Annotated in this window: 22 protein-coding genes; 5 read left to right on the top strand and 17 right to left on the bottom strand. The window is 54.5% G+C overall.

What is annotated here, in order from left to right:
* Nucleotides 1–3 precede the first annotated feature (3 nt).
* The 6 genes from TURPA_RS06870 to TURPA_RS06895 form a co-directional block, all read right to left on the bottom strand.
* Nucleotides 4–705: a lysophospholipid acyltransferase family protein gene (locus TURPA_RS06870; protein WP_041948370.1), complete on the bottom strand. Its 702-nt coding sequence runs from the start codon at nucleotides 703–705 to the stop codon at nucleotides 4–6.
* Between the two features lie 352 nt (nucleotides 706–1,057).
* Complete coding sequence (gene dcd / locus TURPA_RS06875) at nucleotides 1,058–1,576, bottom strand: dCTP deaminase (RefSeq protein WP_041949062.1); 519 nt, start codon at nucleotides 1,574–1,576, stop codon at nucleotides 1,058–1,060.
* Nucleotides 1,577–1,808: 232 nt separating this feature from the next.
* The gene (locus TURPA_RS06880; RefSeq protein WP_014802571.1) at nucleotides 1,809–2,882 is read right to left on the bottom strand and encodes an Mrp/NBP35 family ATP-binding protein; all 1,074 of its coding nucleotides are present in this window, start codon (nucleotides 2,880–2,882) and stop codon (nucleotides 1,809–1,811) included.
* A gap of 1 nt (nucleotide 2,883) precedes the next feature.
* Entirely contained in the window at nucleotides 2,884–4,239 is a 1,356-nt protein-coding gene (locus tag TURPA_RS06885; protein ID WP_014802572.1) for an MFS transporter, read from the bottom strand.
* 75 nt (nucleotides 4,240–4,314) lie between these two features.
* The gene (locus TURPA_RS06890; protein WP_014802573.1) at nucleotides 4,315–4,977 is read right to left on the bottom strand and encodes a hypothetical protein; all 663 of its coding nucleotides are present in this window, start codon (nucleotides 4,975–4,977) and stop codon (nucleotides 4,315–4,317) included.
* Nucleotides 4,978–5,024: 47 nt separating this feature from the next.
* Complete coding sequence (locus tag TURPA_RS06895; RefSeq protein ID WP_014802574.1) at nucleotides 5,025–6,182, bottom strand: acyl-CoA dehydrogenase family protein; 1,158 nt, start codon at nucleotides 6,180–6,182, stop codon at nucleotides 5,025–5,027.
* Nucleotides 6,183–6,446: 264 nt separating this feature from the next.
* Here TURPA_RS06895 and TURPA_RS06900 point away from each other — a divergent pair, with 264 nt between their 5' ends.
* Nucleotides 6,447–7,724 (top strand): tetratricopeptide repeat protein, encoded by a 1,278-nt coding sequence (locus TURPA_RS06900; RefSeq protein WP_014802575.1) that lies wholly within the window; start codon nucleotides 6,447–6,449, stop codon nucleotides 7,722–7,724.
* Here the strand turns inward: TURPA_RS06900 and TURPA_RS06905 are convergent.
* Genes TURPA_RS06905 through TURPA_RS06920 form a run of 4 tightly spaced genes read right to left on the bottom strand, consistent with a single transcriptional unit; the run spans nucleotide 7,673 to nucleotide 10,769 of the window.
* Nucleotides 7,673–8,524 (bottom strand): glycosyltransferase family 2 protein, encoded by an 852-nt coding sequence (locus TURPA_RS06905; protein WP_014802576.1) that lies wholly within the window; start codon nucleotides 8,522–8,524, stop codon nucleotides 7,673–7,675. The two genes, TURPA_RS06900 and TURPA_RS06905, sit on opposite strands and share 52 nt — an antisense overlap.
* On the bottom strand, nucleotides 8,525–9,727 hold the full coding sequence (gene ribD, locus TURPA_RS21560; protein ID WP_014802577.1) for a bifunctional diaminohydroxyphosphoribosylaminopyrimidine deaminase/5-amino-6-(5-phosphoribosylamino)uracil reductase RibD: 1,203 nt from the start codon (nucleotides 9,725–9,727) through the stop codon (nucleotides 8,525–8,527).
* A complete protein-coding gene (locus TURPA_RS06915; protein WP_014802578.1) occupies nucleotides 9,724–10,188 on the bottom strand; it encodes a chemotaxis protein CheW in 465 nt (154 codons plus the stop codon). Before TURPA_RS06915 ends, ribD begins: the two co-directional genes overlap by 4 nt.
* Nucleotides 10,188–10,769, bottom strand: a complete 582-nt coding sequence (locus TURPA_RS06920; RefSeq protein ID WP_014802579.1) for a hypothetical protein — start codon at nucleotides 10,767–10,769, stop codon at nucleotides 10,188–10,190. Before TURPA_RS06920 ends, TURPA_RS06915 begins: the two co-directional genes overlap by 1 nt.
* Nucleotides 10,770–10,874: 105 nt before the next feature.
* Between TURPA_RS06920 and TURPA_RS06925 the strand changes: the two genes are divergently transcribed.
* Together TURPA_RS06925 and TURPA_RS06930 are read left to right on the top strand one after the other, a co-directional pair.
* Nucleotides 10,875–11,192 (top strand): hypothetical protein, encoded by a 318-nt coding sequence (locus TURPA_RS06925; protein ID WP_014802580.1) that lies wholly within the window; start codon nucleotides 10,875–10,877, stop codon nucleotides 11,190–11,192.
* A gap of 136 nt (nucleotides 11,193–11,328) precedes the next feature.
* Complete coding sequence (locus TURPA_RS06930; RefSeq protein ID WP_157210428.1) at nucleotides 11,329–12,483, top strand: hypothetical protein; 1,155 nt, start codon at nucleotides 11,329–11,331, stop codon at nucleotides 12,481–12,483.
* Between the two features lie 144 nt (nucleotides 12,484–12,627).
* Here the strand turns inward: TURPA_RS06930 and rpsI are convergent, their stop codons facing one another.
* Both rpsI and rplM read right to left on the bottom strand, forming a co-directional pair.
* Nucleotides 12,628–13,077: a 30S ribosomal protein S9 gene (gene rpsI / locus TURPA_RS06935; protein ID WP_157210625.1), complete on the bottom strand. Its 450-nt coding sequence runs from the start codon at nucleotides 13,075–13,077 to the stop codon at nucleotides 12,628–12,630.
* Nucleotides 13,078–13,144: 67 nt separating this feature from the next.
* A complete protein-coding gene (rplM, locus tag TURPA_RS06940; protein WP_014802583.1) occupies nucleotides 13,145–13,585 on the bottom strand; it encodes a 50S ribosomal protein L13 in 441 nt (146 codons plus the stop codon).
* A gap of 463 nt (nucleotides 13,586–14,048) precedes the next feature.
* Between rplM and TURPA_RS06945 the strand changes: the two genes are divergently transcribed.
* Nucleotides 14,049–14,921, top strand: a complete 873-nt coding sequence (locus TURPA_RS06945; protein ID WP_245536813.1) for an ion transporter — start codon at nucleotides 14,049–14,051, stop codon at nucleotides 14,919–14,921.
* Nucleotides 14,922–14,973: 52 nt separating this feature from the next.
* Here TURPA_RS06945 and TURPA_RS06950 read toward each other — a convergent pair whose 3' ends face one another.
* Both TURPA_RS06950 and TURPA_RS06955 read right to left on the bottom strand, forming a co-directional pair.
* A complete protein-coding gene (locus tag TURPA_RS06950) occupies nucleotides 14,974–15,249 on the bottom strand; it encodes a BrnA antitoxin family protein (protein ID WP_014802585.1) in 276 nt (91 codons plus the stop codon).
* Nucleotides 15,236–15,535: a BrnT family toxin gene (locus TURPA_RS06955; RefSeq protein WP_245536814.1), complete on the bottom strand. Its 300-nt coding sequence runs from the start codon at nucleotides 15,533–15,535 to the stop codon at nucleotides 15,236–15,238. The genes TURPA_RS06950 and TURPA_RS06955 overlap by 14 nt, the downstream gene beginning before the upstream one ends.
* A gap of 119 nt (nucleotides 15,536–15,654) precedes the next feature.
* Here TURPA_RS06955 and TURPA_RS06960 point away from each other — a divergent pair, with 119 nt between their 5' ends.
* Complete coding sequence (locus tag TURPA_RS06960) at nucleotides 15,655–16,560, top strand: hypothetical protein (protein WP_041948372.1); 906 nt, start codon at nucleotides 15,655–15,657, stop codon at nucleotides 16,558–16,560.
* A gap of 146 nt (nucleotides 16,561–16,706) precedes the next feature.
* On the opposite strand, the gene TURPA_RS06965 is transcribed toward TURPA_RS06960, so the two are convergent.
* From TURPA_RS06965 to TURPA_RS06975, 3 genes are all read right to left on the bottom strand, one after another.
* Entirely contained in the window at nucleotides 16,707–17,279 is a 573-nt protein-coding gene (locus TURPA_RS06965) for a hypothetical protein (protein ID WP_014802588.1), read from the bottom strand.
* A gap of 92 nt (nucleotides 17,280–17,371) precedes the next feature.
* Complete coding sequence (locus TURPA_RS06970) at nucleotides 17,372–17,761, bottom strand: Hsp20/alpha crystallin family protein (RefSeq protein WP_014802589.1); 390 nt, start codon at nucleotides 17,759–17,761, stop codon at nucleotides 17,372–17,374.
* An 11-nt stretch (nucleotides 17,762–17,772) separates the two neighbouring features.
* The gene (locus TURPA_RS06975; protein WP_014802590.1) at nucleotides 17,773–18,186 is read right to left on the bottom strand and encodes an Hsp20/alpha crystallin family protein; all 414 of its coding nucleotides are present in this window, start codon (nucleotides 18,184–18,186) and stop codon (nucleotides 17,773–17,775) included.
* Between the last annotated feature and the right edge of the window lie 81 nt (nucleotides 18,187–18,267).

Below are 18,267 nucleotides of genomic sequence, written 5' to 3' on the forward strand. Positions count from 1 at the left end.
CGATCACCTTACGGCCGTAGGCTTCTTTTTTTTGCCAGCGTACTCAGAGACGCCTGCAAGTTGGTCTAATTTGCTGCGTTGTTCGAGCATACGGCGCTCATGATAGGCACGCCGATTTTCTCGTTCTTCTTCGGTCTGTTTTCGCGGTTCAGTCTCAGAAGGCTGCAGGGAAACCAGAAGCTCGGTGAAGGGCTTGGGTATCAAGAAGCCATCCCAACTGTTGAGACGCCAGAAACGGCGCGGCGCCACACAAACCGGAACAAGCTCAGTCTGCGTCAGCTGCGAAGCGACGAGTGCTCCGGCCTGAAAGACATACATCGGCCCCCGGGGGCCGTCGGGTGTCATGACCACCGAACTCTTGCGCCGCCCCAGAGCATGGCTCAGCATCGTCAGCGCTTCTTTTCCCCCGCGTGACGAAGAGCCGCGCGCTACATCGCCGCCCCAGCGCTCAACCACGTTGGCAATGGCCTCACCATCATTCGATTGGCTGATGAGCACAGTCAAATGCACGCCCTTGTCGAAGAACGTACGCTTCAGGTAGATTGCCGCCATGAAGATGCGGTTGTGCCAAAAGATAAAAATTACCGGTCGGCGACGGGCAAGAATGTCATCACGAATCTCTTTGCCCTCAACGTACGTGACGCGGCAGGTCATGTAGATGAACTCCATCAGCCACTTGAGCAGCGTTACGCCGAGCCAATGCATGATAGATCTAAACATTTGGGGCCTATTCCTTTGTGAAAAATTGCCAGATGCTGAGCAAACTAGCGACGAGACCTACCAGAATCATAAGCGTTTCGGAGGTCTTGGCGTAATCTTTATAGGTACTGATCAGCAATAAGCTCGTACCAGCGATCGATACGCCAAGAAAAATGACCACCCTTTGGTTCACGTAAGCTATTTTTTCTGAAGCTGGGCGTGTACTTCGCGGGCGATAAGTCTGCTAATGCCGCTTGAAATCAGATAAGCGGCACAGAGCAGGCTCACCACCGAAGCTGCTATCATTGTGACACTCATGACCTGAGATTACAAAACACCGGGTCTGGCGTCAATGTTTTCATTCGAAATCTTTATAGATTAGACTCGGCTGAATACCCGTATTGCCCTGGTATTTGCCGCTCTTGTACTCGGTATATTCGCCTTCGACGGTGTGGTAGAAAATCTGGCAAATTTGCACGCCGGGGTAGATGCGCACGGGCTGAATGCTCGAAATTTCGAGCGTCCAGAAACCGCGAAAGCCGATATCGCCGAAGCCCGCGGTGATGTGCACGAACAGGCCCAGTCGTCCCACGCTGCTGCGCCCTTCGAGCATCGGCACCAGGTTGTGCGTCTCAGTGAGTTCACGGGTGCGCCCCAAGTACAGCCTTCCCGGTTCAATGACGAAGCCCGATTCGGGTATCTTCAGAAGCTGCGTTTCATTCGGCTTCTTCATATCGAGCAGCGATTCTTTGTAAACGAGCAACTCGTCGTGCAGCGTCAGATTGTACGAATTAGGATTCAGAAATTTCTCGTCGTATGGCTCGATCTTGATATCTTTGCCGAGTCGTTTCTTGATTTCAATACCCGAGAGAATCATGTCGCCTCCGAATGCGCACGATGCGCTGAGTGAGGCGACTGCCATGGATGGCATCTCATGTCGCCTCCGAACGCGCAGGACGCGCTGAGTGAGGCGACTGCCATGGATGGCATCTCATGTCGCCTCCGAACGCGCAGGACGCGCTGAGTGAGGCGACTGCCATGGATGGCATCTCATGTCGCCTCCGAACGCGCAGGACGCGCTGAGTGAGGCGACTGCCATGGATGGCATCTCATGTCGCCTCCATTACGGATACAAGATTGCGTGCGATGTGCTCGAACGCATCTACTACCGGGGCGATATTCTTGTTTTTGTTTTTGTAAACGGCAATCTCACCCTTCTCGGCTGCGGCCATGCAGTCTTCGACCAGCGGCACCTGACCCAAAAGCACGCTCTCAGAGCTTGCCGCAAGTCGCGAACCGCCGCCGCGCGAGAAGATATGGCTTGGCTTGCCGCAGTGGCTGCAGATAAACTCACTCATGTTCTCCACTACCCCCAGTATTCTGATGTTTACCTGTTCGAACATGGCTACTGCACGACCAGCGTCAAGCAGCGCCACAGATTGCGGGGTCGTAACAATGATAGCGCCGTCTGTCTGCACCAGTTGCGCGAGCGACAGCTGTGTGTCACCGGTACCCGGAGGCAGATCGATGATCAGGTAGTCGAGCTCACCCCAGTTCATGTCGTACAAGAATTGCTCGACTGCTTTGCCGAGCATCGGCCCGCGCCACACGATCGGTTGATTGTCGTCGACCAGAAATGAAAAGCTCATCAGCTTCAGACCATATTTCTCTACCGGTGTAATGCGGTCATTTTTTACGTCTATCTGCTGCCGGCCCGATAAGCCGAGCATCTTGCCGACCGACGGCCCGTAGATATCGGCATCCATGAGCCCGACTTTTTTGCCCATCTGCTGCAGCGTCGAGGCCAGGTTGACTGACACAGTTGACTTACCCACGCCTCCCTTGCCTGACGCGACGGCGATAACATGCTTGACTCCCGGTATGCTGCGCTGCGGGCGCGAGACCGGGCCTTGTTTCGTAACTTCGGGCTTTGCTTCGTTCCATTTGAACTTGAAACCGTCGGGCGCAATACCCTCTTTGCTCGCAAGCGTACGCACCTGTGCCTCGATGGCGAGCTGCCATTTTTTGTCGCCCGCAGCCTTAAGCTCGATCGTTGGCTTATCAGCTTGCCCTGAGCCCGTCGAAGGGTCATGCATCGCGATGAAAAGCTTATCGTCGATGATCGATTTGTGCGTTAAAGGATTCTGAACTTTGCCGAGAAGGCTTTCGAGTTTCTCTTTCATGTTACCTGCTTCTGAATGTGTTTGCTACCCAAATGGCGGCTATGTTAAATATGATTCCAAAAACTCCGACCCAGGCATAGTGTTGAATCGGCTGTCCTGCGGGTGCATAGATAATCAACGAAGCGGCAATTGCCCCGAGTGACATTGCGAGCTGCTGCACCGAGCCGTTGAGGCTCATGAAAGTGCCTCTGTGCGCCGGGCTAACCGTATTGTTCAAAAGCGCCATCGCGGGTACCATGCGCCCAGAGACGAATATAAAGAATAATACCGTTGAAGCCATCAGAAGCGCAAATGACTTTGTCCATTCGTAGGTCACGAGCACAAAGGGTATTGAGGCGAGCAGCGAAACGAAACTGTAGATGCGCACGTTGCCAAACTTGTCGCTGAGCCAGCCAACGACGGGTGAACTCACGATGGTGGCAATGCCACCGCTGAGGTAAATGAGCGGCAGCTGGTCGTCGCTGACCCCATTGTTCTTTTGCATGAAGCCTGCAATATAGGGAATTATGCTGAAGCCAGCCACAAAATGAAAAACCATCATAAGGTAGAGGCGCTGGTGTTTGTTGTTGCTGAGCACTGCGCGAATCTGCGCGATCACATTCATGCGCGGCCCAAAAAGGTGGTCTTTCAGGGGCGGCATGCGCAACCAGGCAAATACCAGAATTAACGCTGAACCGAGCGCGATCAGATAATAGGGCAGCTGCAGAAAGTATCCGTTGGCTAGCCAGATGCCTACCGGAACCCCGACCACGGCAGCCACTGAAAAGGCCATCATGATCACACCCGTGGCGCGGCCGCGTTTCGCGGGTTCAATCAGGTCGCCTATGATCGAAAATGTCACGCCAGACAGCAAACCACCGAATGCTCCGGTGACAAAGCGTGCAGCCAGAAAAGTATAGAACCCCGGCGCAACTGCACAGAGAAGGTTGCCGGCGATGAATCCCATAAAGCCGACCATGAGCGATGCCTTTCGGGAAATGCGGTCTATAAAGAACGTCGCGGCAATGCCCGAAGCAAAAGCCGCCAGAGTGTAAGTAGAAACCAGCCAGCCGAACTGATTCGTCGTAATGTGAAACAGCTCTTCGAATTTTTTCGCCAGAGGCATAATGACCATAAAATCAACGATGTGCATGAATTGTATGAGGGCAAGAATTGCCAGCACACCCCATTGCAGACGGCTGAAAACAGCTGGTTTGGATTCGCGATCGACAGGGGCGGCTGAGGTTAAGGCGGTGTGCGCTACACTGCTCTTTCTTCTGGGCGGTGATGCCTTTGCCGGCCGTTTTGCAGTAGGCTTTTTCTTTGCCACCTTACGGCGGGCCGGCTTTGCTTTGCTTGTCTTTTTCGCCTTCGCCATGCGCCAAGCATCGGTTCTGAGACACGGCGAAAAAGATTTATCGGGGGCAACTGTACCTGTTCGGATGAAATCGGCCTAATCGACAACCTTATCGATCTGGCCCTTCACAAAACGCTGCCACGCTTTCAGTTCGTCTGGCTTAAACTCGATTTGCGCCTGCCAGGACCCGAGGGGTATAAGCATTTTCAGGCCCTGCCCGTTTTGCAATGCAGCGAGCACCCGGTCATTGGCCAGAGCGTCTGCGCTGTATACCTTCCAGGCGCGTGCGACTGCCCCTGCTGCAGTCGGCTTGCCAAAGGTGATGTAACCGGTCTGCGCCTGCACTTCACTTGTCAGGGCGGCATTGTTGTGCGCTCGCTGGCCGGTATCGAGTACTGTCACCTTTTCGCGCAGCTCGCGCACCTGCCATGCGGTTACCGTAACCGTCGCGGCCACTTCGCCGCCTGCGAGCTGCAGCGCGACGCCCGGCATGGGGTCGTCATCATAGAGGCGCAGCGCTATACTCAGCGTCACGGGCGTCGTGCCGTCGGGAGTTTTAGTTTTGCTTGCCTTGATCTCGGCGCGACGTTCGCCACGCTCGAGTTCTTGCACATGGTTGTCGTCGGTACGAAGGTAGTGCTGCGTGCGCAGCGTGAGGATCTCAGAACCTGCTGAACGCTGCAGCCTTACGGTGTTAAACTCGCTGGCACAACCAAGACAAGCCACGCTCAGAACCAATAAAAAAGCCGGAGCCCGCACGCCCCAGCATGCGGACACCGGCCATCGGTGTCAATGTTTAAGCGAGCTTAGGTGCTCGCGAGGCCCAGATTCTTTGCGACAATTTCTCGCATAATTTCTGAAGTGCCGGCATAAATCGTCTGCACACGGCAGTCGAGGTAAGCCTTCGCGATGGGGTATTCCATCATGAAGCCATAACCGCCAAAGAATTGCAGGCACTTAGACACGTGCGCCTGCAGCATCTCAGAGCACTGCAGTTTCACCGCAGAAGCTTCTGCCGTCACTTTCTCGCCTGCCATAAATGCCAAGACGACGCGGTCGCAATACGAACGAGCCGCTTCTTGTTCGACGTACATGTCGGTCAGGCTGAAGCGCGTGTTCTGGAAAGAACCCACTGGCTTGCCGAACACTTTGCGTTCGTTGCAGTACTTTACAGTCTGGTCGAGCACGGTTTCTGCCGAGGCGATGTTCGAGATCGCGAGAACGAGGCGCTCTTGTGCGAGTGACATCATCAGGTAACGGAACCCTGCGTTGAGTTTGCCGATGAGGTTTGCCTTTGGCACCTTCACATCGTTAAAGTGGAGCTCCGATGTATCTTGTGCATGCAAACCGATTTTTTTGAGTTTGCGGCCGCGTTCAAAGCCTGGCATACCGCGCTCTACCATCAGCAGCGAAATGCCGCCTTGGCCTTCGCCGGTGCGTGCAACGACGATGCACAGGTCTGAGAGGTAACCGTTTGAGATGAAAGTTTTTGACCCGTTCAGCAGGTAGTGGTCGCCCATGTCGACGGCCTTGGTCGTTACCGCGGCGAGGTCTGAGCCTGTGCCCGGTTCAGTCATGCCGATCGAAAGAATTTTGGTTCCGTTAATGATCCCCGGTAGCCAGCGCTTCTTTTGTTCTTCGTTAGCATAATGCAGAACGTAGGGGGCAATCACGTCGGCGTGCAGAGATATAAAGAAGCCAGACGATGCTGCTTTCGCGAGTTCTTCGATAACAATCACGTTATAGAGAAAGTCAAGGCCCATACCGCCATATTCTTCGGGAAAGTTAGGGCAGATCATGCCGAGCTGGCCTGCTTTTTCCCATACGTCGCGGGTAACTTCGCCCGCTTTTTCCCACTCTTCGTGGCGCGGAACGCATTCTTTCGCAATAAAATCAGCCACCATTTCGCGAAAGCGATCGTGCTCTTCAGTGAAAGGAAGCAATCGAGGAAGTCTTTTAACCATTGTTTTCTCCTATGATACACGAGGTATCGGGGTGACGGCTGGCACGGATGCCATTTCATGCCGTCACGTGTATTGTAGCGTTCGTTACAGCTACTGCGTAGACCGATTACCAGATTGCGACATTGCGTAAATGCTTTGCGGGGTCTTAATATTGACAGTACTGTAATCGCCAAATCGCGTATACGAATTGGCGATTACGTTGTTGTATTTATGTCTCATTTTACTCACAGCATTGCCGCATCGCGTCGATAATCATGTAGAGATATGCGGGCTTTTTTGTTCACCACTTTTCTGTGCACTCTGAGCTCCTCATTATTCGCCGAGGTCTACCCGCTCATGCTCTTTCGCCAGTACGAAGACCATGAACCGAAACCCGGCCTCATGATCGGGCGCATCAACACGAAGGGTACCGACAATTCGGTCGCGCCGCGCCAGGTGCTCGGCTACGACGCGCGCATGTCTGTGGTGAGCGCTTCGATCGACAACGCGGCGAAGGTGTACCCCGGCATGAAGGTTTACCTCGTGAAACGCGAGCGCGACCACCAGAAGAACAGGGCGGCACTGATCGTCGCTGAGGGTGAAATCGCTTCGCTGACCGATACGGTGTTTTCGGGGCGGGTGGCACAGATACGCGGCCAGTTCTCGATGGTTTCGCGGCAGCATTTCGTCGCCGTCATGCAGCCTTCAGCGGGCCGCGAGCAGCGCGATGCGCAGAGCTATCTGCTTGAAGCTGACCGCCACAGGCATGAGCAGGATTTCGCACGTTCTGCGCAAAAACTGCAGCACGCGCGCGAGCTCGAGCCCAATAACCCTCTGGTGAACCTGCGCTATGCGCAGCTCGCGCTGCAGAACGGCGCCGAAGAGAAAGCGGCTGCAGCGCTTGCGAAAGCTTTTAACGAGCGCCGAAGTCTTGAAGACGTCAATGATTACCTGACGCTCGGTTCGTTGTACCTTGCCGCTAAGGTGCGCTCTCTGCCATCGCAGCCCAAAGAGTTGCTCAAGGCGGGTACCGCCATTTTGACCTCGATGCGGCAATTCGAGAAAGATCTAGGCCAGTTTGGTAAAGACTTAACGCCGCCCAAATCGGCGAGCTTTCGCCAAAAGCAGAGTCGGTTTTCGGCGGCGTACCATCTGCAGTATGGCGTTCTGCTCAGGCGAATCGCCGACAGCCTGCGTGAATATTCGCCCGAAGCCATCAGTAACATTCTCAGTTATGCCGAGCGCGACGCCCTGTATGCGCCGATCGAGACGCGCGTCGCGCGTGAGCGAGTGCTTGCTCTGCCCCGCAAAAAATGGGACAGAGCTTATGTCGACGCGGCGATTACCCATTTTGAAATTGCACTGAAGAAAGACCGGCACAGCGAGGCGGGTTTTGAAATTATCGACCTCTGCGAACAGCTGTGGGTTTCAGCCGATAACAATCGGCGCGTGTATCTCAAAGAACTTGTCGAAAAATACTCGGGGCAATACCTCGAAGCGGCGCACGACGATCAGCGTATGGGTCGGGTGCGGCGGGCAGTCAGTAAAGTCAACCAGGCCTGATAGCGCCTTGCGGCTTCGGGGCGCTGGTATTTCTGTGCACCTTTCACCAAAATCTGGCACTTGTAGATCGCCTCATCGAGCAGCGCTTCGGCCGCGCTTAATGCGAGGCCTGCCTTGCGTCTGTCGCGGTAGAAGCGGTGCAGCGCCAGCACACGGTAGCGGTCTGTTTCAGGTGTACTGCTCACTTGCGGCCAATCACCCGCCCGCTTAACGACCAGCGTCTCTTCGAGAAACCCAATCGGTGCGTCGGCAAGCATGCGTAACCACAGTTCGAAGTCACTGCAAACGGGAAAATGCGCATTAAAACCGCGATGTTTCTCGTAAAAGCCACGCCTGAACACCACAGCCGAATTGGCAATCAGGCACCGGCCAAAGGCGCGTTCAAGAAACGAGCCACCCTGTTTGCGGTGTTCGGCGCGTTGCGTCACCACTACACCGTGGCGCTGCCATTCTTCATTGCTATGCGTCCATTGCAGAGACGGTTCGGCTGAGAATTGCCGAACCTGTTTTTCAAGCTTCGTTTCACGCCAGAGGTCGTCGCTGTCGAGAAATGCGACCAGCGGCGCTCTGCCTGCTGATACACCCGCATTACGCGCGCCGCCGGGCCCCCGGTTTTTCTCTAACCTCACAAATCGCATTCGCCGGTCGGCGATCAAAACCCGCTCAGCCAGTGGCTGCGGTGAGGCATCATCGACGATAATAAGGTTCAAATCGGTGTGCGTCTGCGTGAGCACGCTCTGCGCGGCCTCAATCAACAGCTCAGCGCGCTCATAGGCCGCGATGATGACGTCAACCTGCATCTACGCGTTCTTGATGAAAAAGAAGAACTCATCTGCCGGCCAGCTCGCGTGTTCGAGCAGCTGAAAGCCTTCAAGGTGCGGCATAGCGACTGTCGCCGCGAGCGCCCGGCTCATGGCATTACCCCGGCCGGGCTTTGACCAAAGCATCGCATCGGATCGAATCTTTGAATGGTAGACGGCTACTGCATCGACAAGCCCCTGTGCGATCAGCAGCTCAGAGAACTGCGGGCCCGCCTCGATCAGCACCGAATTATAGCCGTCTGCAGCCAGCTGCCTGAGGGTTGCTTTCAGACTTTCGGCGAAATTTGACTTTAATGCATGCCGGTTGACGGGGAGAATTTTGCTCGTCCCGGCGAGGGATGACTGCAGTGCCTTGACCTTTGCGCTTGTTTCGTCGTCGTCTTGTGCGACCATAAACGCCCTTGCCGGTGCCTTTGCAGTCTCAGAAGCAGCATTCAGCTGCAGCTCAGAATTGACGCTGTTTTGATAGAGCATTAACTCTTCGAAAAACGGTGACAGGCCCGAAGCGGAAAACCCCGAGGGATTGCCATCACCCAGGCGAACTGTTAACCTGGGCAGGTCGATCTGAACCACGCCCGGCGTTGCAACCGTGAGTTTGAAGAGTGAGCGCATTGCCGCGGTCGCAAACGCCGCCTGTTCGCCGCTGATGGGGCCTGAGCTCCCTTGAATCGGCGCCAGACTACCGTCAGCCGTTTGCGCCCATTTAAGAATAACATGCGGCATGCCCGATTTTCGCATGTCGAAGAAAGGTGCCGTCGTGAACCACTTCTCGCGCCCAAATAGCGTTTCAGGCAGAACTGAAACCTCAAGACCCGCGGCTTGCAATAACGCCACCGATTCACCTTTCACCTCGGCTGCATAGTCACGCTCGCCGATCACCACCCGTCTGATTCGCCGATCGAGAACCGCTGTCGTACACGGCGGAGTTCTGCCAAAATGACAGCATGGTTCGAGCGTCACGTAGAGACTGCATTCGCCTAAATCTACGGAGGCAACTGCTTCAAGAGCGGCGCGCTCTGCGTGCGCATAACCCGCCCGCCGGGTATAGCCGGTTGAGACGATCTCGCCTGCCGGCGACACCACAACAGCACCGACGGCTGGGTTAGGGTCTGAGTTGCCGACTGCTTTCAGTGCCTCGGCATAAGCGAGGTGCATAAAATGCAGATCGCTGGTGGTTGTCACGGCGCAGCTTCGCGTGAGTCTTCTTCGCCGTAAAGAATTGCAAGATTCAAAAGAAAAATAACGCTGTCGACGTCGTCAATGTGAGCGACGCCACGAATGGCGCTCTGGTTATTCTGCCCGGCGAATTCGGGGTTCTCTTCAATGTTCTTCGACGGGATAAACACGACGCGCTCCACAGAGTCGCAGACGATTCCCGTGAGTTTGCCCTCGTTGTGGCACACGATAATGCGTGTTTCAGCTGATGCTTCTTGCGATTCGATCGCGAATTTTTCCCTGAGGCCGACGACAGGTATGATCTGGCCGCGCAAATTGATGACGCCCAGCACGTGGCGCGGCGCATGGGGAATCTTCTTCGGTAGCCTAAACCTCAACACCTCTTGAGTCTCGGCGATATCGACCGCGTAAGTCTCTGGCCCGATCTTGAACAGTACGAACTGGTTCTGTGGGCCGTTAGCCTGCATCAAATGCGATTTTCGCGGCGCGGAGCATCGGGCAGACCGCCCTTTTCCTGGTTGTCACGCTTGTAAAAATAATAGAGCACTAGGCCGATCGCGACGAGCGCATTGAAGAAAACCCACAAGAAGCTCAGCGCATGGTAGAAACCATAGGCTACAAGTGACTGCGCTGCGATCGTCACACTCAACCCAAAGAAAAATGTCGTGTCGTTTTCAATAAACTTGCGAACGAATGATGGCCATTGCATTTCATCGGCCTTGTCTTTGAGGTATGGTTGGCCGATAAACCACAGGCCGGGCAACACAGCCGAATGGAAAAACGCAGATTCATAGTGTTCGCCATAAACACCACCGGTATAGCTGAGCATATAACCCAGCAATGCGCCGGCGGCCACACCCGCATAACTCGTTGCCGGGTCGACGCTGACAATGCGCTGCCATTCGTTCACGATAAAATTATGGGCGTAGATCAGTTCGTCACGCGGATACTCGCGCCGGCCGTCGTTCAAGAGCCGGCGGTAATAGTTGAGCAACAAGACCAGCGCCCCGACAAAGGCGATCACCAGAAGTGACGCGACGAATTCCATAAACCATTTCGCAGCGACTTCGCAGCTATTCAATCAAAATTCATTTATTGCCCGTTTGTCGCAAAATCACTTGCCAGAGCCTTGCCCCCCGCGACGCAGGCATTGATGAAGCGCTTTAGAGTCATTCTTTCTGCACTTGTGGTAATTCTCGCGATTGATGCCAGCGATGAAGTTCCCGCAGCGAGCCTCGTGACCGAGCTTTACACACGCGCCCTGCTGGCAGAAAGTTTTGCCGGGGCGCAGATCGAAAACGTGCTGCTCGGCGACCCCGAAGCGCATGCCGGAGTTTACCGGTATTCAAGCGAATTCACGGTGCGTGAAAAGGGTAAAACCAAACACTGCGAAGACTGGCATTTCAGAATAAAAAAGGCCCAGCGCACCTGGTATGTATCTGAAATTGCGAAGGGTCGCTGCAGTGGTTAAGAAGCCAGTACCGGGCTCAATCCGCCGTGCGCTTCTTTTGGTCGGCTGTCTGGTCGGGCCGGTTCTGAGTACCGCGTGTTCGAAGTTTGTCTATGAACACGATGCTGGCCGGCTCTCGCGGGGTTCTTTTCTTTTCATGAAGAACATTTATTACCAGGGCCAGTTTGAAGAAGAAGAGACTCTGGCCAAACGCAACCAGGCGATCGTCGATGATATGGCAACCGTCGAAGGCATCGGGGCGTTGGCTAAGAAGAAGGGCATTCTCGATGACCCTTCGTACCCTGAATACATGTTTCGGCAAGAGCGGTCGCGGCATGCGAAGGCTGCAATCTGGTTCTGGCAGCAGAAATACAAAGAGAAATTCAACTGGCAAATGCTGTTTTCTGCCGAAAAACTGAGCTACGACGAAAAGAGTTTTGCCCGCTCAGTCGCCGAAGCCATTCGCTCGGCAAAGCCTATTGAAGATCTATACGTCGCGAGCTTCGAGGGCAAGCCGATCGTCTACAAAAACCTGCGCAGTGTGATGTCGGTCTCTGACTATGCGCAACTGCCCGCGCTCAACGAGGCCGCGATGCTCTCAGGCATGCGCGACGTGCTCAAAGCCTGGCTCGAAAAGCAGATTCATGATCGCGTTGCCTGGTCGATGAGCGCCGACGAGGCAGAGCTGCGGCGCTTTGACCATAACCGCGTTTCAACTCTGTACTTGAAAGTCAGGTACGGCAAGGCCGGCAAAGGCATCTATCCCGGCTCGATGGACAAGATACCCCTCACTGCAACGGAAATCTATGATCATTACCATAAATTGCAGAACACGCTCGCAGACGTGCTCTGGGTGAGGGCCGCGTACACGGTTGTCGCCGATGACAACCGCGCAGAAGAAGTGATGGAAAAACTCGAGAAAGGCGCGAATTTAGCTGAACTGGCAGCGAAATACGCCAGCGAACCGAAATTCATCAAGACCGCAAGCCCCATGAAGATCATGGGGTACGACCGGCGGCAGGGTGTCGACGCGCGCGAAAAGCGGGAATATTACGACCGTCTCATCATCGACATGGCCGCGCGCGACGTGGCCAAGCCCGAACCCTATTTGGGCAAAGACGGTGTCGTCATCGTCAAAATTTACGAAGTTTCACGTTCGCTTGAGAAGGTGAAGCTGCAAGATGTGTCGTGGAAAGTGGAGAACGACCTGAGAACCAAAATGCTGAACAGCATCTATGAGCCCGACATCAAAGACGCGCGCGACAAGCTGCGCTTTAGGTTTAACCAGAGACTGATAGATCGGCTGAATTGACTCTAAGCCCGCTACCAGCTGCATCGCCAGAATCCCAAGAGCCTCGTCGTTTGTGACCAAACGACTGCTAAAGCGGCCGACGCGGCCTGCTCTTTGCATTCTGGCTGCTGGCAGCGAGCTGCCGGTTTTCCTCGCGGAAAACCGTCAGCGCTTGCTGAACTGGGTTGCGCGGCGGGCTTTGTGCAAGCCGTATTTCTTACGCTCAACCATACGCGGGTCGCGGCGCAGCAGGCCTGCGGCTTTGAGTTTAGTGTGCTGTGTGTTGTCGGCGCGGTCAATGCTGCGCGCGATACCGAGAGAAACTGCCTGTGCCTGACCGGCGACACCGCCGCCGTACACATTGACATTGACGTCGATCTGGCCAACACGCTCCGTTACGACGAGCGGAGCCAAAACGGCCGCGCGCAGATCGGGTCGTGGAAAGTATTCATTGATGTCACGGTTATTGATCGTGATTTTGCCCGAGCCGGGCTTCAGCGACACGCGCGCGACCGCTGTTTTGCGGCGGCCCACGAACTGGTCGGTAGTCTTGCGTTCGCGGCGAACCTGAGCTTCAGCGCCGGCTGGCTTCAGTGCCGCCTTGCGTTTTGTCATTGATTCTGCGAGAGTCGGTGCTGCAGGGCGGCGTTCTTGTGGTTTTTCCATTTAATGTACCTTCGTGTTATTTCGCTACGGGCTGTTGGCCCTGCAGGTTATGCTCGGCTCCCGCAAATACGCGTACGCGTGTGAGCAGTTTGCGGCCATATTTTGTTTTCGGCAGCATGCCCTTGACAGTCAGCAATACCGCCTGGTCAGGTGCAATTTCCATTTGCTTCTTGTATGAGCGGGTTTTCATGCCACCGTAGTAGCGGCTGTGCCAGATATATTCTTTTTCAGCTTCTTTGTTGCCTGAAACCTTGACCTGTGAAGCATTGATGACGACAACATGGTCACCGACCAGCTGGCCGGGTTGGTAGTTGGTCTTGTTCTTGCCCATCAGTAACGAGGCAATTTTGGTGCTGACGCGGCCCAAGATCGCGTCTTTCGCGTCTACCACGACCCATTTATGTGTTAATTCGGCGCGCTTGGGAAAATGCGTACGCTGCCCTTTGAGAGGATCCATCGCGCCAAAAAAGGAAAATCAGATAGAGCGTCGAGCAAATTGCGACCTGGCAGGCCGCACCGAGAACTCAGCCCGACCTGGGTCAGGTTACGGCTTCTGCGAGATGTGGGTCGCCGTGTCCAGCATTATGTCTCATTGTAGGATTTCGTAAGTACTAAAGACCGAAGCTGACCCGTGCCCACGGTGCTGAGGGAGCTGCGCGGCAGGTCGTAAAACGACAAAATTCAGGAAAAGTTCCGCGATTTTCAAAGCGAAAATCGCTCCATTAACGGGCCTAGGCCCGCTTTTCCCGAATTTCGTCGTCTCACTATAGCACTAAATTGTCGAATATGGCGACCTGCCGCGCAGCCCCCAGGGGCCCTTCTCGCCGACATCGGCTTTACGCCATTCAGCTCAAGTCAATGCAGGTATACTCCAGCACATGGCCAAACGCATAAAAAAAATCAATCCGCCCCGAAAGGTTATGGCTGCACATGCGGCAGCCAAACCGATGAAAAAAGACTACAGCGAAGACTCTGACAAAGACAACCTCACCGGCTGGCGCGCGCGCGTGCACGAAATCGTCTACGAGGCCGACACGCCGGCCGGCAAGGCGTTCGATGTCACGCTGGTCTTTGCGATTATCGCCAGTGTACTCGTGCTGATGCTCGAGAGTGTGAGGCCCATTGAGGCGGCGTGGCACTGGCAGCTCAAAACCCTCGAGTGGATGTTCACGTTTTTTTTCACGGCCGAGTATCTGCTGCGCCTCTATTCGGTGACGCGGCCGCTCAAGTACGCGACCAGCTTTTTTGGTATCGTCGACCTCGTCGCGGTATTACCGACCTGGGTGAGCTTCTTTTTTCCCGGCAGCCAATATCTGCTTTCGGTGCGCGTGTTGAGGCTGCTCAGAATCTTTCGCATTTTGAAACTCGCGAATTATCTGTCGCAGGCAGAGATTCTGAAGCGTGCGCTGGCGAACAGCCGCCGCAAGATTATCGTTTTTCTGCTGACGGTGATGACGCTCGTCGTGATTATTGGTACCATCGTCTACGTCGTTGAAGGTGAAGAAAATGGTTTTACCAGCATACCAACCGGGGTCTACTGGGCCATTGTCACGCTGACGACCGTGGGTTATGGCGATATTTCTCCGAAGACCCCGTTGGGCCAGGCGCTCGCCTCTGTGGTGATGATTATGGGCTATGGCATTATCGCCGTGCCAACAGGCATTGTCACCGCCGAACTCACACAAGACCAAGGCTCGCCCAAACCCGTCTCAACCCAGTCGTGCCGCGCATGCAGCGCAGAGGGCCACGACGTCGACGCAAAGTATTGCAAATATTGCGGCGATGAGTTGTAGTTTTGCCATTACTCCGGGCAGAGCCCCGGAGTAATGGCGGGGCTAGACTGTACTACCTCTTGCGTCTCTTCTCAGCCACCTTTTCGGCCAGCATGACCTTGATGTAAGATTGGTAAGGCACATCCTGGCGGTTTGCGAGTATCTTGATATCGGCTAGCAGAGATTCGGGTAACCGCAAAGAGATCGTCCGGGTCGAAGGCTTCAAGTTAGGAAATTTGGCTTTAATACCTTTAGAAAAATCAAGAAAGTCAGTGAAGTCGTTTTTTGACCAGAATTCTCTTTCTTCGTTTTCATTCTTGAATTTAGGTATTTTCTTAAGTGTTTTCATATTGCCTCTTTTCTTTTGCCGACATATCGCGCGCAGAAACGACGCGAATTTTTCTATTGCGAATGATAAAGGTGATAGCCAGAAAGCGAAACTGGTTTGTTTTTCCGAACGCACTATAGCGATCTTCTGTTTCAGAATGCAATAAATCAGGGAATATGAGCAGTGGCTCATTCAAAAAAACTTCTTCACATTCAGGGTTTGAGACATTATGCTTATCGAAGTTCTTATCGATATTACCAATATTCCACTCAAAGCCCTCTACAGCTTCAAAGTCTGGAATAATCACGTATATTTCTAACATATACATATGGGGTGTCTACAATTTTCCAGAGGCAGACGGTCTGGGACATCATGCCCGCGACGAATTGACAGCCTGTGTGAAAGCGCCACCCAATTCTCCGAACGATGCTGCGGGCCGCTTTTGTATCTGGCGTAATGGCGATTGCACTTTTTTCTGGTGTGAGTTATGCCGCCAGCGTCATGACCACCGCCGGCCCGGTGCAGGGAAAAATTCTGAGCGAGAATGCCGAAACTGTGACAGTGGCGGCCGAAACGGGTTCGACGCAGGTCATCAAGAGGCTAGATATCCTCATTATTTACGATGATGCCGGCCACGTACTTTGGCAAAACCCAGACATTGTATCCAGCGACACGACTCCAGAAACAAGGCCTGCCGCTGCCGAACTACCGCTCAGCCGCGAGTTCAGTGCCGAGTTGCGCGGGGGCATGGGCGTTTCAAGCCCGAGTTCAATTTTCAGCAGTTTCTATGCGAGCAGCGGGCCCGACTACCATTATGAAATCGTCGGCGAAGCGGCGGGGCTCTGGCATTTCACGAAAAGCGATGCGCTCGTTTTGGGCATCGGGTTCGCGCAACGCAATTTCACCGCCGCCGGCATCAACCTAAATGGCCAGCGTGGCTCAGCCACCTGGGCGATGCAATTTGTCGACACGCGCATCGGTTACAGGCTTCAAGGCAACCTGGGCTTTGCGGAGCTCGGTTTGTTATATGCCATGCCGCTCGGTACCGTCGCGGTTCAGCATCAATCGGGTACCGGCACTGCGATGGTAACCGCGCCGCAGATCGCGCAACAGTCTTATGCGGCAGTCTATCTGGCGGCGGGCATACAATGGATTCTGACCGACCGCATCGCCCTCTTGACCTTTGCCCGCATGGACCAGGGTATAGGTGCGGCTGTGCGCGGTGAAGTGGCGACGCAGGTTGACTTCGCCGGCAAAGCCGAGAGCACTGCGACGCTCGCGCTCGTGCCGTGGAGCTTGGGTTTGTATTTTGGGATCAACTACCATTTGTAGTCGTCGATCCAGGCGAAACTACTCGCCGCTAAATTTCAACCACATGGTCATTCCCGCGAAAGCGGGAATCTAATCTCGTTGATAAAAGGGAGATACCCGCTTGCGCGGGTATGACCCTGCCGTTTGAGTACCCAGCAAAAGTTTGGTTATATTTCACCGTCTAACAGAAGGGAGACAACCCGCCTTGCTCCCAGTGGCAATTTTTCCGTCGCAGTCTCTGCCGTTGTCGTACCCGTGTCTTTCGCCGCTGCGATAACGCGCTTGGTGGCGATTTGGTAGAGAGCCGCATAGTGATCGACATTCGTCACCGGGCCCACGGCACCGGCTTTTTCGGCTGTGACGAAAATGATGTAATCGAATTTGACGCCAAACTTGCTGCCGGCTTTGAGTGTCGCGTTGAGCGCAAGCTGAGCCATCGGGTCGAGGTCTTTCGTGCCACTCTTGTCGAGGCCCAGCCTCGCGGCTGTGACTGGCAGTTCAAGTGCCGGTGCGGGCATCAGGGGCAGCACGTGAATTGAACCTGCTTTGTCGCCCGCTGCCGAACGGTAGAGCGCTTCGACGGCTGGTATAGCCGACACGCGGTCTTGCGCTGCAACGAGCACAGCTTTGCCCTTAAACGTGAAGCGGGTTTTGCCTGCAGGGTAGCGTTCGTAGCTGCTGCAGCCCACAGTGGCCATGAGCACAAGCAGTGTTAAGAGGCTAAAAAGAATTCGTCGCATAGACTCGGCGAATCTGAGACAACGGCCGATGCGAAAAGGGAAAAAGAAAAAACCCTGAGCACAGGTCGCGCCCAGGGTTACAGAGCAACCGCTTACTTCACGGTTACAGCGATATTCTTTTTTGTGCTCGCCTTACGGGGCAGTGTTACCTGCAGCACACCATTGGCGATCTCTGCTGAAATTTTCTCAGCATCGACATCGTCGCTCACCCGAAATGACCGCTCGTAGTTGGCGAAGCGAAATTCACGGCGAATGTGCTCAGCGTCGTTCGCTGCTGCCACAGACTGCGCTTTGAGCGTGACAACACCGTTTTCATAGGTGACGTTGACGCTGTCTTTATTCGCGCCGGGTACGTCGGCAAAGATGGTGTAACCAGCTTCACCCTCGGTAATGTCAACCGCGGGCACATAGGTAACACCCGCCGATGCCTGGGCTTTTTCAGCCTGGGTTGTTTCGTCTTGTTTTTTGGTAATTCCGAACATGGTAGCCTCCGTTATTTTGCTGCGATTTCGATCTTGCGCGGTTTCGCTTCTTCAGCTTTTGGCAACGTGACAGTCAAGATGCCGTCTTTGACAACGGCTTCGATCTTGTCGGCCGCCAGTGCGTGGCGAAATGTGAATGAACGCTCAAAGCGCCCGGTTGCGCGCTCTTCACGCGCGTATTCGGCTTCAACGCGTTTATGTTCGCCGCTGATCGTCAGTTTACGACCTTCGAGTTCGATAGTGAGGTCGTCTTTTGCAAGGCCCGGTACCCGCGCCTGAATGACGTAAGCATCGTCATTCTCAGCAATGTTCACCGGTGGAAAATGGCCGCTCACACCGTCGCCAAGGCCCCGGCGGAAAAGGCGGTCAAATTCGTTCTGCACCTCTGCGAGGTCGTTCCAAAGTGTATTTGTTCTTACTAACATAATCCCTCCTGGGTTGTTGTCTTGCGCTATATGGCGCTGTGTTTCTTTGACTGATAGCACTCTATCAATCACATTGCTAAT

The organism is Turneriella parva DSM 21527 (assembly GCF_000266885.1).
Lineage (GTDB): Bacteria > Spirochaetota > Leptospiria > Turneriellales > Turneriellaceae > Turneriella > Turneriella parva.